Consider the following 15790-nt stretch of genomic DNA (forward strand, 5'->3'; position numbering starts at 1 on the left):
CCGACGGCCGTCCGACGCGGTGAGTGGGGCGGCCCGGCGGGCAGACTGGCGACGGACGTGCGCACGCCCGTCCCGGGTGGAGAGGAGCGGCATGGTGGACAGCACGGAACCGGTCGTACCCGTGACGGTGGTGACGGGAGGAAGCCGCGGCATCGGGGCCGCGATCGCCGGCCGCCTGGCAGGCGACGGGCACGCGCTGGCCCTCGGCTACGAGCGTGACGAGGCAGCCGCGGAGGAGACGGCCTCGTCGCTGCGGGCCGCCGGGGCCGAGGTGGTGACGATCCGTCTCGACGTCACCGACGAGGATCAGGTCGACTCCCTGTTCTGTGAGGCCGAGACGCGGCTCGGCCCCGTGACCGGAGCGGTCTGCAACGCCGGGATCACGGGTCCGCTGGGTCGCTTCACCGAGACTCCCGCCGAGGTCATGCGACGGGTGACCGACGTGAACGTGCTGGGCACTCTGTTGTGCGCGAAGCGCGCACTGCGCAGCATGGCGACCGGCCACGGAGGGGCGGGCGGCGCCATCGTGCTGATCTCCTCCTGTGCAGCGACGCTGGGCAGCCCCGGAGAGTACGTGCACTACGCGGCCGGCAAGGCAGCGGTCGACGCCATGGCCATGGGGCTGGCGAAGGAATACGGCCCGGAAGGCGTCCGGGTGAACGCGGTGCAGCCCGGCTCGGTGCTCACGGACATGCATGCCGCGATGGGCGACGCCGACCGGCCGTGGCGGAAGGCGGAGATCACGCCCCTGCGCCGCCCGGGGGAACCGCGGGAGATCGCCGACGCGGTGGGGTGGTTGATCTCGCCGGAGGCATCGTTCACGACGGGCGCCGTGCTGCGGGTGTCCGGAGGGCTGTGACACTCCGATCCCAAGGCTGCGCGGGAGTGCCCACGCCCGCCACTACAGGCCGCGCAGCGCCGCGCTCGGCTCCTCGCCTTCCTGAACCGACCGGGTGCGGTCGACGAACGTGGACACGAGCTTTCGGATCGTCCGCTCGTCGAGTGGGTTCTCGGAGCCCCGGCTGCGGAAGAGGCCGACCAGGGTCGAGGCACCCACTCGAATATGAGCCACCGCCATCACTTCCCCCGTGAGGTCGACGGCATCGACGAAAAGCGCATCCCTCGCCTCTCCCAAGTCACCGAGGGACATCTCGCGAGCGGAATCGCCCAGAGCGCTCTCCTCCCGCTTCCAGAGCGGAGCGTACCCTTCCTCGGCCGAGGCCTCGTTCTTGTAGGCCAGCACGTGGAAATGTGCGAAGTGCTGCTTGTCGCCGTGAATGTACCGGGAGAATCCGTAGTAGCGGACGCCGTCACAGGCCCTGGCGGCCTCGTCGCTGCACAGCGCGGATCTGTACGCCTTCTTGTCAGAGGTTGCCGACGGCTCGAGCGACTGGTCCCAGCCCCGCATCGCTGCGGCGTCCGGAAGCGCGACCTCCACATCGGCGCGGGACAGTGGGGCGCTCTCTCCGCATCCGGCCAGGAGCACGCACGTCGCACCCAAGGCCGCCGACATCCGCACGAACCTCGTCCAGGACATACGCTCCCCCTCACCCCGTTCTCCGGAGCGACTGTCCCCTACGCCCCGAGCGCCGAGCCTACGAGGTGAGTGCTCGGTCGGACACAGCGGGGAGTCCCGCCTCGGCCGGGACGGGAGTCCCCACGCTCGACACTCGGAGGGCCATCGGCTGAACGACCCTTGCAGGGCGTCTCGACACCGGCCTGGCGCCGGTGGGGGGGGACGTCGTTCACGTCAGGGACGGCTCCGGCACCCCGGCAGCCGCGTCGCGGTCGGCCGTGTCGGCTGCTCGCTCTCCCGCCAGAGCAGCGTCCAGGTCCGCCCACAGGTCCTCGACGTCCTCGAGCCCGACCGACATGCGCAGCAGCCTGTCGTCGATACCTCCGCTGCGGCGGTCTCCCTCGGGCACGATCCGGTGGCTGATGGACCCCGGGTGCTGGATGAGGCTGTCGACGCTGCCGAGACTGACGGCCGGGGTGATCAGCCGCACGCCGGAGATCACCGCGTGCGGGTCCCCGGCGACCTCGAACGCGACCATGGCGCCGCCGATACGGGGGTAGTGGACGCGGGTGACGCGCGGATCGGCGTCGAGGCGGCGTGCCAGCTCGGCCGCGGTGGCGGACTGGGCGCGGACCCGGACGGGCAGCGTGGACAGGCCGCGCAGGAGCATGTAGCCGGCGAGCGGATGCAGCACTCCCCCGGTGGCGAACCGGATCTGCCGCAGCTGCCGGGCGAACTCCTCGTCGCAGGCCACGACGCCGCCCAGGACGTCGCCGTGCCCGCCGAGGTACTTGGTGGCGCTGTGCAGCACCAGCGACGCACCGCTCTCGCGGGGGCGCTGCAGGACGGGCGTGGCGAAGGTGTTGTCCACGAGGAGGGGGACGGAGCCGCAGGCCTCCGCCACCGCGGCCAGGTCCTGCTCGGCCAGCGTCGGGTTGGCGGGGCTCTCGACCACGACCAGTCCGGTGTCGGGTCGGACGGCCTCGGAGATTCCGCCGGGGTCCACCCAGGTGACCTCGGTGCCCAGGAGGCCGCTGCTCAGCAGGTGGTCGCTGCACCCGTACAGAGGACGAACGGCGACGACGTGCCGGAGTCCCGCGGAGGCGCGGACCAGGAGGGTGGCGGTGAGGGCTGCCATGCCGCTGGCGAAGGCGACAGCAGTCTCGGTGCCCTCGAGGCGGGCGAGCGCGTCCTCGAACCGTGCGACGGTCGGGTTGTCCAGGCGGGAGTAGACCGGTGGCCCCTCGGGACGTGCGCCGGTGGCCGCGAACTCGTCGATCCTGGCTGCCTCGGCTCGGCTGTCGTGCGACGGGTACGTGGTGGAAAGGTCCAGCGGGGCGGCGTGGAGGCCGAGGGCGGCGAGGTCGTCGCGCCCGGCGTGGACTGCTTCGGTGGCCAGCGAACGAGAGGTCGCGGTGTTCGTCTCCATGAGCACGATACTGAAGACTTCACGGGTTTCTGGGGCATGTCTCCGTGCTACGTTCGCCCAATGACCGAATCTGTCGCTCTGGATCCGGTTGATCTGCAGATTCTGCGGGTTCTGCAGAACGACGCCCGGATGACCAACCGCGAGCTGGCGGCATCCGTCGGTCTCGCCGCGTCGACGTGTCTGGACAGAGTGGCGCGGCTGCGCCGCGGCGGGGTGATCCTGGGGCACGAACTGCGCCTGGACCCGGGCCGTCTGGGACGCTCGCTGGAGGCGTTGCTGCTGGTGCAGGTGAGGCCGCACCGGCGTGAGCTGATCGGACCGTTCGTGGAACGTATCCGGGGGCTTCCCGAGTCGCGTGCGCTGTTCCATCTGACCGGCCCGGACGACTACCTGGTGCACGTGGCGGTCACCGGGACGGCGGACCTGCAGCGTCTGGTGCTGGACGAATTCACCTCGCGCAGGGAGGTGGCACGGGTCGAGACCCGGCTCATCTTCCAGCAGTGGTCGTGCGGGCCCCTGCTGCCACCGGAGTGAGGCGGGCCCGGAGGCAGCCGTCCCGTCAGAGGACGGTGAGCAGTCCGTCGAGCGGAGCGGGGGTCCGGTCGGGGTCCAGAGCCCCGGCCAGCACACGACCGTAGTGGATCTTGCGGCCCTTCTTCGTGCCGAGAAAGCGCCTCAGCTGCTGATCCGCCGGGCGGTCGCGCTGGGCGGGCTGGCGGAGGAAGGCCCGCAGCGCCCGCAGTTCGCCCTCCGCCCGGACGAGTTCCTCCACCCGCCCCACTCCCAGCGCACGGATGAGTTCGTCCTCCAGGTCCGCCCGGCAGACGAAGAATTCGCTGCCCGCGCCGGCCCGGTCCAGGCCGCGGGCGTAGAAGGAACGTTCTGCCTCGTCGCACAGTCCCGTGAGGCGGAGGCCGAGGCCCGGCGGTCCGAGGAGGCGGGCGTAGCGGCCGACGCTCATCGCACCCCCCATCGGCAGGACGCAGATCCCCTCGGCATCCAGGTGCCGGCCGTGCCGCGCCGCCAGTGCGGCGACGGCCGCGGCATCGCTCGGGCCCTCGAGCAGGACGACTGCTGCGACCCGGAGTCGAACAGCCAGGTCCCGCGCCAGGTCGCCCGGGCCTCCTGCCGCCCATGCGGTGACCGCTTCCCGGAACGTCTTCATGTCGGACATGGCACGAGTCTGCGTCTCCTGCCGCCGTTACGGCAGGGAATTCCCCCGCCGCGCGTCCGGCACGGCGCGGCGGGCTCCACGCCGCCGGTACGGCGATATTCGTGACGCGAGGGTCGTTCGCGTACGAGGATGGCTGCATGTCCGATGCACTCAATGCCGCGCAGACCACCGCGACCGCCGAGGGACCCCTGCCCCGGCAGGTCGCCGACGCGTACGTCGACGCACTGGTCGAACTCGACCCGATCACCGGAACGTACCTGGGCGTGGCCGAGAGCCATGGCAGGCTGCCCGACTTCTCGCCCGAGGGCCAGGAGGCCCTGGCCGGTCTGGGCCGTCGGACGCTGACGGAGCTGGCGGAAGCGGAACGGCGGCCAGGAGCCGGCTCCGATACTGAGCGCAGATGCGCCCGCCTGCTCCGGGAGCGGCTGACCGCGGCGCTGGCGGTGCATGACAGCGGCGAGGACCTCCGCGCCGTCAGCAACCTGCACTCGCCGGTGCATGCGGTGCGCGGGGTGCTCACGGTGATGCCCACGGAGACGGAGGAGGACTGGAAGGCGGTCGGCGCCAGGCTGCGTGCGACGCCCCGGGCGTTGGAGGGTTACCGGGCCTCGCTGAAGGCGGGGCTCGAGCAGAAGCTTCCGGCGGGCCCCCGTCAGGTGAGCACCGTCATCGGGCAGTTGGCCGCGTGGACGGGGGACGCGTCGGACGAGGCGGAGAGCTGGTTCGTCACGTTCGTGCAACAGGGGCCTGCGAGCATGCGGGAGGAACTGGTCGAGGCTGCCGGTGAGGCCACCTCGGCCGTGCGTGCGCTGCGGGAGTGGCTCGAGTCCGTGTACCGGCCCGCGGTGGAGGGTGCGCCGGAGACGGTCGGGCGCGAACGGTACGCACGGTGGGCGCGCTACTGGAACGGTACGGACCTCGATCTGGACGAGGCGTACCGGTACGGCTGGACGGAGTTCCACCGCCTGCTCGCCGAGATGCGCACCGAGGCGGAGAAGGTGCTTCCGGGGGCGGCGACGCCCTGGGAGGCCATGCGGCACCTGGACACCGCGGGTGAGGCCGTCGAGGGCGTCGAGGAGGTGCGGGAGTGGCTGCAGGGCCTGATGGACGAGGCGATCGGAGCCTTGGACGGAACGCACTTCGAGCTGGCGGAGCGGGTGAAGCGGGTGGAGTCGCGGATCGCCCCTCCGGGGAGCGCGGCTGCCCCCTACTACACCCAGCCCTCTCTCGACTTCTCACGCCCCGGACGGACGTGGCTGCCGACACAGGGCGAGACCCGGTTTCCGGTCTACGACCTGGTCAGCACCTGGTACCACGAGGGTGTGCCGGGCCACCACCTGCAGTTGGCGCAGTGGACGCATGTCGCGGGAGAGCTGTCCCGGTATCAGACGACGGTGGGGATGGTCAGCGCGAACGCCGAGGGTTGGGCGCTGTACGCGGAGCGGCTGATGGACGAGCTGGGGTTCCTGACGAACCCGGAGCGGCGTCTCGGCTACCTCGACGCGCAGATGATGCGAGCGCTCCGGGTGATCGTGGACATCGGCATGCACCTCGAGCTCGAGATCCCGGCCGACGCGCCGTTCCACCCGGGTGAGCGCTGGACACCGGAGCTGGCTCAGGAGTTCTACGGCATGCACAGCGGCAGACCGGCGGACTTCGTCGAGTCCGAGCTGACCCGCTACCTGGGGATGCCCGGGCAGGCCATCGGCTACAAGCTGGGCGAGCGGGCCTGGCTGCGGGGCCGCGAGGCGGCTCGCGCAGCGCACGGCGAGGACTTCGATGCGAAGAGGTGGCACATGGCCGCCCTGTCCCAGGGGTCGCTGGGACTCGACGATCTGGAGGCGGAACTCTCGGCGCTTTGACGAGCGGTGGCCCGAGGGCGCCCTCGCCGCAGTCGGCCGGGGTCATCCCTCGACCGGGGCGGCCCGGTGCCGCAATGAGGAGCCGCGGCGGCTCTTGAGCACCTCGAGCTGCACCGGAATCCGGGTCCGCAGATCGGGAACGTGGCTCACGATGCCGACGCAGCGGTCGCGCTCGCGCAGGGAATCGAGCACGTCGAGCACCTCGTCGAGTGTCTGCTCGTCCAGGCTGCCGAAGCCCTCGTCGATGAAGAGGGTGTCGAGTCGGGTGCCGCCTGCCTCTTCGGTGACGACGTCGGCGAGGCCCAGGGCCAAGGACAGCGAGGCGAAGAAGGTCTCGCCTCCGGACAGGGTGGCGGTGTCCCGCTGAACGCCGGTCCAGCTGTCGACGACGCGGAGCCCGAGGCCGGACCGGGCGCCGCCCGAGGACCGCTCGTCGGTGTGGACGAGTGTGTAGCGGCCGCCCGACATGTGCGCGAGGCGGCTGCTGGCCGCCGCCGCGACCTGTTCCAGGCGGGCCGCCAGCACGTAGGTCTCCAGACGCATACGCCGCAGGTTCTCCGAGGACGTTCCGGCGGCGAGCGCGGACAGGGCGGCGATGCGTTCGTGCGCCTGCCGCAATGGGGCCGTACGGCGCACTTCGTGGGCAGCTCGGGCGCCGAGCGTGTCGAGGTCGTCGCAGCGGGCACGGGCCGCGTCCGCGACGGTGGTGGCCTCGCGCAGGGCGCGGACGGCGGCGCGGACGTTCTCCTCTGCCGCCTCGGGGTCGGAGTGCGGTCGCGCGGCGGCCTCGAGGATCTCGGGGTCGGCGAGCGTTGCGGCAACGATCCGCTCCTCCGCCTGCCAGGTGTCGAGGGCCTCCTGGAGGTGCCGGCGGGTTGCGGCATCGAGGAGCGCTCTCCGGGCCGACGCGGCGTCGGGGAATCCGGCGGCGTCCAGGGCTTCGCCGAGGCGCTGCTCGGCGTCGGCCAGGTGGCCCGCCGCTTCGGCCGCGGTCCGGGCAGCATCCGTGGCGGCGGCGAGACAGGCGGCCCGTGCGGCGAGTTTTTCGGCACGGCTGCCGATGCGGGCGGGCTCTTCTCCGCCGTCGCGGAATCTCCGGAGTTCGTCGGCGAGCGCGGCATCCTCGCGTTGCAGAGCCTCGCGGCGCGAGGTGCGGGCGGCGCTGCGGCGTTCCGCCTCCTGCAGGGCCGACAGCCGCAGGGCGTGCTCCCGTGCGGCGCGGTCGAGGGCCTCCCGGGCCGCGTGGGCGTCCCCGGCCGCGGCGCGGGATGCCTCGAGCGCGTCCTCGAGTGCGCGGACGGCTTCGCCGAGATGCGCGGTGGTGTCGTCGGCGGTCTCCGCGCGCACCGTGGCGAGCTGGTCGCGGACGGCGTGCAGGTTGTGGGACGCGGCCTCGCGGTCGGCCTCGGCGCGCTGGTGCTCCGCAAGTGCGGCGTCCTCCGTCGCCTGGTCGACGTGTTCCGCGTCCGGGTTCCTCGGATCGGGGTGCTCGGTGGCACCGCAGACGTCGCACGGCACACCCTCCCGAAGCCGGGCCGCGAGGTCTGCGGCGTAGGCGTCCAGCCTGCGGTTCCTGAGGTCGAGCCAGCGCTCCTTCGCGGCTGTCGCAGTCTCGCGGGAGCGGAGCAGCCGCTCCTCCGCCTGCTCCGCCGTCCGGACGAGCCGGTCGCGCTCGTGCCCGGCTGCCAGGCGGCGCCGGGCCGGCTCGAGGCGACCGGCCAGGTGTTCGGCCCGGGTGGCGGCCTCGTGGGCGTCGTCGAGGCGCCGTTGGAGCGCTGCGTGCGTGTCGTCCCAGCCGGCCAGCCAGTCGGCCGCCTCGCGCAGTTCCTCCTCGTCGGTTTTGGCCTGCCGGTCGAGGTCGGCGATCTCGGCCCGTACGTCGTCCTGCCGGCGTTCGGTGCGGCGTGCGGACTCCAGCGCGCCGAGCTCGCTGCGGGTCTCGCGCTCGAGAGCAGCGATGCGATCCGGGGTGGCCCGGTCGAGGCCGGGGGGCAGTGCGCTGCGGGCGTGCTGCTCGGCGGAATCCGCACGCTCGTGGGCGTCGCTCGCGCGGTCACGGAGGTCCAGGAGAGGCGCGACGGTGTCCGCGGCGCGGGCCGCGCTCAGCCGATCGGTGGAGGTGCGGCGTTCCTCGGCCGCAGCTTCCAGGGCTTCGCTGCGGCGCACGGCATCGGCGTGCTGACGGCGGAGGCGAGCCGTCTCGCGGGCGGCTTCGGCGGCGCGCAGCGCCCGCTGGTGCCGCTCCTCGGCGGCGCGGGCCGCGAGGACGGCGGTCTCGTGCCGTTCCCGGGCGCTGCAGCGCGCCATGGCGGCCCATGCGAGGAGGGCGTCGGCGGTTGCGGGCGGTTCCTCTCCGGTCCCTGCCCGGGGGGAGCGCTGGTCGGGCACCTGCTTCCTGCGGCCGTGGGGCCGGGGTGGGGTGTCGACCGTGTCGGTGGCGGCGGCCAGTTCTGCGGCGATCGCGGGGCCGACTGCCTGGCGCAGCCGGTGGGCGTAGCCGGCGAGGGTGTCGTCCCCCTCTCCCACGTGGTCCTGGGCCTCCTTGCGCATGCGGGCGAGTTGCTCCTCGGCCGCCGCGAAGCGGCCGGTGTCGAAGAGGCGACCGAGGAGTTTCGCGCGCTCCTGCGCGGACGCACGCAGGAAGCGCGCGAAGTCGCCCTGCGGCAGGAGCACCACCTGGCAGAACTGTTCCCGGCTCATGCCCAGAAGCTGTCCGATCTCCTCGCCGATCTCCTGGTGGGAGAGGCTGAGCGCCTTCCAGGCGCCCGCCTCGGCGTCGTACGCGCGCAGGGCGGAGCGTGCCCTCTCGCGGGTGTATCCGCTGCCCGTCTTCTTCGGCCGCTGCTGTTCGGGGGCGCGGGTGATCTCCAGGCGGCGGTCACCGATGGTGAGGTCGAGGACGACCTTGGTGGTGGTGTGCGCTTCCGCGTGGTGGCTGCGCAGGGGCGAGCCGGGTTGCTGGCGGCTTCCGGGTACGGCGCCGTACAGGGCGAAGCAGACGGCGTCGAGGAGAGAGGTCTTGCCGGCGCCGGTGGCGCCGTGGAGGAGGAACAGTCCTCCGGTGGCGAGGTCGTCGAAGTCGACGTGCTGGGTGTCGGCGAAGGGCCCGAACGCGGTGAGGGTGAGCGTGTGGAGTCTCATCGCAGCGCCTCGCTGCGGTCGGCCTCGGTGCGGGCGGCTTCGAGCGCTTCGCCGAGCAGGCGGCGCTCGTGCGGATCGGCGGCGCGGCCGCCGCGCACGTGCCCGACGAAGTCCTCGGCGATCTGCTGCTCGGTGCGGCCGCGGAGACGTGCCGCGTAGCTGCGGTGGTGGTCCTCGGGAGCGTCGTCGGGGTCGAACACGAGACTGAGCAGGTGGGGGAAACGGGCGGAGAGGCGTGCCAGGGGCTCGGCAGGGCGTACCGGGTCGGTGAGTGCGGCCTCGACCCAGGAGTGCTCGTGCGGGGCGTGCTCGGGTGCCCGGAGCAGTTCCTCGAGACTGCCGCGCAGCCGGGCGAGCGGACGGGGGACCGGGCAGTCGATCCGCTCGCCGTGCACGACGCCGTCGGCCTCGAGGTCGATCAGCCACATCGTCTTGCGGTGGGTGCTCTCGGAGAAGGAGTAGGCGAGCGGGGACCCGGAGTAGCGGACCCGCGGGGTGAGGGTCTGGCAGCCGTGGAGGTGGCCGAGGGCGGCGTAGTCGACGCCGTCGAACACGGAGGCGGGCACGGAGGCGACTCCGCCGACGGTGATGTCGCGTTCGCTGTCGGAGGGTTCGCCGCCCGTGACGAAGGCGTGGGCGAGGACGACCGAGCGTGTACCGGACGGCCGTCGGGCCAGGTCGGCGCGTACGCGCTCCATGGCGGCACCGAGCACGGAGGCGTGGCTGCGGTGGGGGGCTTGCAGGGCGTCCTGCACGAGTGAGGGTTCGAGGTAGGGCAGGCCGTAGAGGGCGACGTCGCCGTGGGCGTCCGTGAGGACGGCGGGGGTGTCGCAGGTGTCCGGGGCGGTGCGCAGGTGGACCCCGGCCTCGCGGATGAGCCCGGAGGCCACTCCGAGGCGGCGGGCGGAGTCGTGGTTGCCGGAGATCATCACCGTGGGTACGCCGAGGGCGGCGAGCCGGTGCAGGACGTCGTCGAAAAGCTCGACGGCGGCGAGCGACGGGACTGCCCGGTCGTAGATGTCGCCGGCAACGAGGACCGCATCGACCTGCTGCTCCTGCACCGTGGTCACCAGGTGGTCGAGAAAGGTGCGTTGTGCGTCGAGGAGCCCGACGCGGTGGAAGGATCGCCCGAGGTGCCAGTCGGAGGTGTGCAGCAGACGCATGGTCACCGACCCTAGGCCCGGCCACTGACAGCGGCGGTCAGGGGGCGTCGCTGCCGGCCGTGCCGTAGGTCTCGCCGAGGAGTTCGAGGTGTGCGGAGCCGCTGGTGGTGTCGTCGAGCCAGGCGCGGAAGGAGGCGACCTCTGCTGCGGGCAGGGCGAGTTCGATGGTCGCTTCGGCCCCGTAACGCACGTCGTGCACCTCGTGTCCTGCTGCGCGGAGGGCGTTCTCCAGGCGTCCGGCGCGTTCGTGACCGACGGTGACGGCGGCCAGGCGCCTGCGGCGACGTGTCACGGTTCCGAGGGAGTCCAAGGCGGCACCCACGGCGCCACCGTAGGCGCGGATCAGGCCGCCGGCGCCGAGTTTCGTGCCTCCGAACCAGCGGCTGACCACGGCGACGACATTCCTGGTGTCACGACGGAGCAGCATCCGGAGCATGGGGACTCCGGCGGTGCCCGAGGGTTCGCCGTCGTCGCTCGCCCGCTGCAGTTCGGCGTCGGCGCCGAGCACGTAGGCCCAGCAGTGGTGTCCGGCGGTGGGGTGTTCGGCCCGGATCCTGCCGACGAGCCGCCGTGCCTCCTCCTCGGTGGCGACGGGTGCCAGCACGCACCGGAAGCGTGAACGGTTCACCTCGGTCTCGTGGACGCCTTCGCCGGAGACGGTGACGTAGCCGTCGGACTGGTCGTGCATGACAGAAGCCTATGCACGATCCCGGGAATGTCTGCGCCGGGTGTACCGGTTGTGGGGGCCATGGACTCCTTGGACCGGGCAACGGGACGGACGGACGGGCCGGACGCGGTGGTGCGGAGAATCCTCACCTCCGCCGGCGACACCTGGGCCGTCGTGGGGCTGTCGCGGAACACCTCCCGCGCGGCCTTCGGCGTGGCCCGGGTGCTGCAGCGCTTCGGGAAGCGGATCGTGCCGGTGCATCCGAAGGCGGAGACGGTGCACGGCGAGCCGGGCTACCCGACGCTCTCGGACGTGCCGTTCCCCGTGGACGTGGTGGATGTCTTCGTCCGCTCCGAGTGGGCGGGGGCGGTGGCCGACGAGGCCGTGGCGATCGGGGCGAGGGCGGTCTGGTTCCAGCTGGGCGTGGTCGACGAGGAGGCCCGGGCCCGCGTCCGTGCGGCCGGTGCGGACATGGTGATGGACCGCTGCCCGGCCATCGACATTCCGCGGCTGGGCCTGGGGTAGGCGGGGCCCGTTTCCGGGATTCTGCCCGGACCAGGGGATCCCGGGAACGCGGCGCCCCCGGCATCAGCGTCCGCGGAGGTCCGGGGCCGTAAGACCGGCCCCGGCCGGCCTCTCGGGGCCGGCGGGACCTCGCCCGTCGGACAGCCGGACGGCGTCGGAGGCTCGACCAGGAACGGCATCAGCGCCATCGTGCCGACGGACTGCCTCTCCGCCGGACACGCGCGGGCGGGGGCATGGCCGGGACCTCTCAGAGTGGCCTGCGCCTGCCTCCTGGCGGCGGATCGCGGTCGCCTCAGTGGGGGGGCGGTACGGCGATGGCCATGGTCATCTCCACCGGATCGCTGCCGTCGTTCCGGTAGGCGTGCGGGACGTGCGACTCGAAGGACGCCGAGGTGCCGGCGGGCAGCAGGTGGTCCTCGCCGTCGGCGGTCAAGATGAGTTCACCGGTGGTGACGTGGACGAGTTCGGTGGTGCCCTGAGGATGCGGATCGGAGGCACTGCCCTCACCCGGCATCAGGCGCCACCGCCAGAGCTCCAGCGGGCCCGGCGCCTCCGTGCCGGCGAGGAGGGTGCTGTGACTTCCCGCTTCGGTCGCCCACAGCCGCACCGCCTGGTCGGGAGGGACGATGCGGACCTGGGGTTCGCGGTCGAAGTCGAGCAGCGTGGTGATGCTCACACCGAGTGCGTCACCGATCTTGACGACGGTGCCGACGCTGGGATTGGTGCGGGCCTGCTCGATCTGGATGAGCATGCCGCGACTCACTCCGGCCCGTGCGGCCAGGGCCTCCAGGGTGTAGCCACGCTCGGTCCGCCAGCGTTTCAGGTTCCGGGCGAGGGACTGCGTCAGGTGGTCGAGGTCCGTCACGTGCTTCCGCACCATTCAGCCGAGGAATCAGTTCAGTTAACTATTGTATATGACAAGGTCCATTGCGGTGTACTACTGTGGAGTGGACCCCATCGTTCATCCCACTGTACTGCGAGGTGCCCTTCATGACCGCTGCCCTGGCCCTGGTGACCAGCCTGATGTGGGGGCTGGCCGACTTCGGCGGAGGGTTGATCACCCGGCGGATGTCGGCGCTGACCGTCGTCGTCGTGTCCCAGACCCTCACCGCCGGCGTTCTCGGAGTGATCGTGGTGGCCACGGAGGCGTGGAGCGCCTGGGGTCCGCAGCTGTGGTTCGCCGCCGCGGCCGGTGTGGTCGGTCCGGTTGCCATGCTGACCTTCTACAAAGCGCTGGCGCAGGGGCCGATGGGCGTGGTGTCGCCGCTCGCCTCGCTGGCGGTCGTGGTGCCGGTGGGCACGGGATTGGTGCTCGGGGAACGCCCGGGGTGGCAGCAGGCCCTCGGCATCCTCGTCGCGGTCACCGGTGTGGTGCTCGCCGGCGGACCCGAACTGCGCGGTGCCCCCGTACAGCGCCGGACGCTGCTCCTCACGCTCGTCTCGGCGTTCGGGTTCGGCACCGTGATGGCGCTCATCGAGCACGCCGCAGTCACCCTGACCGGCCTGTTCCTCGCGCTGTTCGTGCAGCGCGTCTGCAACGTGGCGGTGGGCGGCGCCGCGATGTGGGTCCAGATCCGCCGCAGCTCGCACGCGCCGCTGCGGGAGTGCCTGCCTCCCGCGAGGAAGGCACTCCCCTGGCTGTCCTTCGTGGGACTGGCCGACGTGGCCGCCAACGGCACGTACGTACTGGCCGCACAGCACGGTCCCGTCACGGTCGCCGCCGTGCTGGCCTCCCTCTACCCCGTGGTCACGGCACTCGCCGCGCGAGGCGTCCTGCAGGAGCGGCTCCGGGCCGTGCAGACCGCCGGAGCCGGCCTGGCACTGGCGGGCACGGTGCTGCTGGCCGCCGCCTGAGGGGCCGCGAACCCCGGGATGCGCACGGTCCCGCGCGGAGAAGACGGGGCGCTCCTCGGTCAGTCGGGCGTACCCGCGATCCCTCCGTCGGACCCCGCGAGGGCACGCAGCTCCTCGGGGGTGATCCCCTCGGGGAGGGGACTCGGAGCCGGAGTGCGCAGCGGCGGCTGCCACCCTTCGTCCGGATGCCACCGCCGCACGACACGGGCCGGCGCTCCGGCGACGACTGCGTGGTCGGGGACCTCGCCGCGCACCACCGACCCCGCCGCCACCACCACGTTGCGGCCGAGTCGCGCGCCGGGCAGCACGACGGCACCCGCCCCCAGCCAGCTGCCGGGACCGATGCGGACCGGTGCCGTACGGGGCCACTGCTTGCCGACGGGCACGCGGGGGTCGTCGTAGGAGTGGTTCGTCGAGGTGATGTAGACGTACGGACCGCAGAAGACGTTGTCCCCCAGCGTCACAGGGGTGTCGGCGACGACATGGCTGCCCCGGCCGAGGACGACGCCGTCCCCGAGCGTGAGGACCGTGTCGTCCCCCAGGTCCAACCCCGGCATCATCCCGGCTGTCAGCGTCACCTCCTGGCCGACGACGCAATGGGCGCCGACCTCGATCCACGGTGCCCCGAACACGGTGCCCTGGGGAAAGGCGAGACGGCTGCCGGCACCGAAGGAGCGGAAGGCGTACGGCCCGGGGCGCTCCGCCGTGACGGCACCGTAGCGCTGCGCCCCGCGCCAGAGCAGGTGCACGGTGCGGGAGGCAAGCGAGGAGAGCAGGTTACCGATCGGTTGCACCCGCTCACGGTAGCTCCCGTACTCCTTCGCGGGGGCAGCGCGGGGCGTTCCGGGCCCCCTCACCCCACAGTGCGTGCCTGCCGGTGCTCGTCGGCGAGTGCGAGGTACATGTCGGCGTTGGCGCGGATGCCCTCGCGTTCCTCCGGTGTCAGTTCCCGCTTGACGCGAGCCGGGACACCGGCGACCAGCGAGCCCGGCGGGATCTGCAGCCCCTGAGGAACGAGCGCCTGAGCGGCCACCAGGGAGCCTGCGCCGATGCGTGCGCCGTTGAGGACGGTGGCGCCCATGCCCACGAGCACGTCGTCCTCCACCGTGCACCCGTGCAGGACGGCGTTGTGCCCGACGGAGACCCGGTCCCCCACCGTCACGGCGAATCCCGGGTCGACGTGCACGCTGCAGTTGTCCTGGATGTTGCTGTCGGCCCCGATGACGATGGGGCCGCAGTCGCCGCGGAGGACGCTGTGGTACCAGAGGCTCGCGCCCGCGCCCAGAGTGACCTCTCCCGCCACGACCGAGGTCGGAGCGGCGAACGCCTCCGGGTGGATCTGCGGCTCGTGGCCGCCCACGGCCACGAGGAGCGCGTTCTCGGTCATCGAAGTCTCCTGTCCGGTGTCTTCCGCGGTGGGCGGACCCCGGGCAGCCTACTGGAACGGACTGCTGCGCAGGTTCCCGTCGCGGTGCCCGACCGTGACCGGTCGTCAGGACGCACGGAGGGCGCCAGGACCACCGGACCGCGCACAATGAAGGGGTGGAGCAGGAATCCGTACCGTTGCACCGCCGCGTGGACGGCGGACTCGCGAAGCTGATGCCCGACACACGCCGGCCCCGGGCGTGGCTGCTGGCCGTCGACGGCGCGGCGCAGTCGTACGTCGACCTCGACGACCCGCTCCGCCTGGAGTTCGAGTACATCCGGCGGCTCGGTCACGTGCTCGACCTCGCCGGACCGTCTGGCGCACCGTTGGACCTGCTGCATCTTGGCGGCGGCGGTATGACGCTCCCCCGTTACGTGCACGCGACCCGGTCCGGATCCCGGCAGCGCGTGGTCGAGCGGGACGCGGCTCTGACGCGTCTGGTGCAGGACCACCTGCCGTTGCCCGCAGGAGCGGACATCGCGGTGGAGGCGGGGGATGCGCGAGAAGCGCTGGACGCGTCGCCGCGCTCCTCGGTGGACGTCGTCCTGGCGGACGTGTTCGTCGGTGACCGGGTGCCCGCGCGGATGACGACGGCGAGGTGCGCCGAGGCGGCGGACCGGGTATTGCGTGCGAGCGGTCTCTACGCCGCCAATCTCGCCGACGCCGAGCCGTTCGACTTCCTGGCACGTCAGATCGCGACCTTCCAGACACGGTTCGCCCATGTGTGTGTCGTCGCCGAACCTGCCGTGCTGCGTGGTCGCAGGTTCGGCAACATGCTGCTGCTCGCCTCGCGGGAACCGCTTCCCGCGACCGCCCTGGCGGGACGGACGGCCGCGGACCCGTTCCCGGCCCGGGTCGTCGCCGGAACGCGCCTGGCACGGTTGCGCGGTCGTGCCGCTCCGGTCGAGGACGACGCAAGCGCGGTGGCGTCGCCGCGCCCGCCCACCGGATCGTTCAGTCTCTGACGGACGGTGAAGGAAACCGACCGCGGGGACTGCTCGGCACCGGTGACACCGACACAGCAAAGTTACCG

The 15790-nt window shown here is 72.4% G+C and carries 15 protein-coding genes; 6 read left to right on the forward strand and 9 right to left on the reverse strand.

Translation table 11 applies throughout. The features are described from left to right. Positions 1–91: 91 nt before the first annotated feature. Positions 92–859, forward strand: coding sequence for an SDR family NAD(P)-dependent oxidoreductase (locus ACL06G_RS18600; protein ID WP_412787493.1), 768 nt, complete (start codon positions 92–94; stop codon positions 857–859). Positions 860–901: 42 nt separating this feature from the next. Here ACL06G_RS18600 and ACL06G_RS18605 read toward each other — a convergent pair whose 3' ends face one another. Together ACL06G_RS18605 and ACL06G_RS18610 are read right to left on the reverse strand one after the other, a co-directional pair. Continuing rightward, positions 902–1537, reverse strand: a complete 636-nt coding sequence (locus tag ACL06G_RS18605) for a hypothetical protein (protein WP_412787492.1) — start codon at positions 1535–1537, stop codon at positions 902–904. 208 nt (positions 1538–1745) lie between these two features. Next, on the reverse strand, positions 1746–2945 hold the full coding sequence (locus ACL06G_RS18610) for a trans-sulfuration enzyme family protein (protein WP_412836361.1): 1200 nt from the start codon (positions 2943–2945) through the stop codon (positions 1746–1748). A gap of 60 nt (positions 2946–3005) precedes the next feature. Between ACL06G_RS18610 and ACL06G_RS18615 the strand changes: the two genes are divergently transcribed. Further along, positions 3006–3479: an Lrp/AsnC family transcriptional regulator gene (locus ACL06G_RS18615; protein ID WP_412787490.1), complete on the forward strand. Its 474-nt coding sequence runs from the start codon at positions 3006–3008 to the stop codon at positions 3477–3479. Positions 3480–3504: 25 nt separating this feature from the next. Here ACL06G_RS18615 and ACL06G_RS18620 read toward each other — a convergent pair whose 3' ends face one another. Continuing rightward, complete coding sequence (locus tag ACL06G_RS18620) at positions 3505–4119, reverse strand: TOPRIM nucleotidyl transferase/hydrolase domain-containing protein (RefSeq protein WP_412787489.1); 615 nt, start codon at positions 4117–4119, stop codon at positions 3505–3507. 137 nt (positions 4120–4256) lie between these two features. Here ACL06G_RS18620 and ACL06G_RS18625 point away from each other — a divergent pair, with 137 nt between their 5' ends. Further along, positions 4257–5981 (forward strand): DUF885 domain-containing protein, encoded by a 1725-nt coding sequence (locus tag ACL06G_RS18625; protein ID WP_412787488.1) that lies wholly within the window; start codon positions 4257–4259, stop codon positions 5979–5981. A gap of 42 nt (positions 5982–6023) precedes the next feature. On the opposite strand, the gene ACL06G_RS18630 is transcribed toward ACL06G_RS18625, so the two are convergent. From ACL06G_RS18630 to ACL06G_RS18640, 3 genes are read right to left on the reverse strand one after another with little or no spacing between them, the layout of a single operon-like run. Further along, positions 6024–9122 carry an AAA family ATPase gene (locus tag ACL06G_RS18630; protein WP_412836362.1) on the reverse strand — a complete coding sequence of 1033 codons (3099 nt, stop codon included), beginning with the start codon at positions 9120–9122 and terminating at the stop codon, positions 6024–6026. Beyond that, positions 9119–10285, reverse strand: coding sequence for an exonuclease SbcCD subunit D (locus ACL06G_RS18635; protein WP_412787486.1), 1167 nt, complete (start codon positions 10283–10285; stop codon positions 9119–9121). Before ACL06G_RS18635 ends, ACL06G_RS18630 begins: the two co-directional genes overlap by 4 nt. Positions 10286–10322: 37 nt before the next feature. Next, positions 10323–10973, reverse strand: coding sequence for a YigZ family protein (locus ACL06G_RS18640; RefSeq protein ID WP_412787485.1), 651 nt, complete (start codon positions 10971–10973; stop codon positions 10323–10325). A gap of 60 nt (positions 10974–11033) precedes the next feature. On the opposite strand from ACL06G_RS18640, the gene ACL06G_RS18645 reads away from it, so the two are divergent. Beyond that, entirely contained in the window at positions 11034–11477 is a 444-nt protein-coding gene (locus ACL06G_RS18645; protein WP_412836372.1) for a CoA-binding protein, read from the forward strand. A 292-nt stretch (positions 11478–11769) separates the two neighbouring features. Here the strand turns inward: ACL06G_RS18645 and ACL06G_RS18650 are convergent, their stop codons facing one another. Beyond that, a complete protein-coding gene (locus tag ACL06G_RS18650) occupies positions 11770–12342 on the reverse strand; it encodes a helix-turn-helix domain-containing protein (RefSeq protein WP_412787484.1) in 573 nt (190 codons plus the stop codon). A gap of 125 nt (positions 12343–12467) precedes the next feature. On the opposite strand from ACL06G_RS18650, the gene ACL06G_RS18655 reads away from it, so the two are divergent. Then, complete coding sequence (locus ACL06G_RS18655; RefSeq protein WP_412787483.1) at positions 12468–13331, forward strand: EamA family transporter; 864 nt, start codon at positions 12468–12470, stop codon at positions 13329–13331. Positions 13332–13390: 59 nt separating this feature from the next. On the opposite strand, the gene ACL06G_RS18660 is transcribed toward ACL06G_RS18655, so the two are convergent. Further along, positions 13391–14125: an acyltransferase gene (locus tag ACL06G_RS18660; protein ID WP_412836363.1), complete on the reverse strand. Its 735-nt coding sequence runs from the start codon at positions 14123–14125 to the stop codon at positions 13391–13393. Positions 14126–14184: 59 nt separating this feature from the next. Next, the gene (locus tag ACL06G_RS18665) at positions 14185–14718 is read right to left on the reverse strand and encodes a gamma carbonic anhydrase family protein (protein WP_412836364.1); all 534 of its coding nucleotides are present in this window, start codon (positions 14716–14718) and stop codon (positions 14185–14187) included. Positions 14719–14930: 212 nt separating this feature from the next. Between ACL06G_RS18665 and ACL06G_RS18670 the strand changes: the two genes are divergently transcribed. Continuing rightward, positions 14931–15722: a spermidine synthase gene (locus ACL06G_RS18670; protein ID WP_412787529.1), complete on the forward strand. Its 792-nt coding sequence runs from the start codon at positions 14931–14933 to the stop codon at positions 15720–15722. The last annotated feature ends 68 nt before the right edge of the window (positions 15723–15790 follow it).

The sequence above is a fragment of the Streptomyces callyspongiae genome, assembly GCF_047200695.1.
GTDB lineage: Bacteria > Actinomycetota > Actinomycetes > Streptomycetales > Streptomycetaceae > Streptomyces.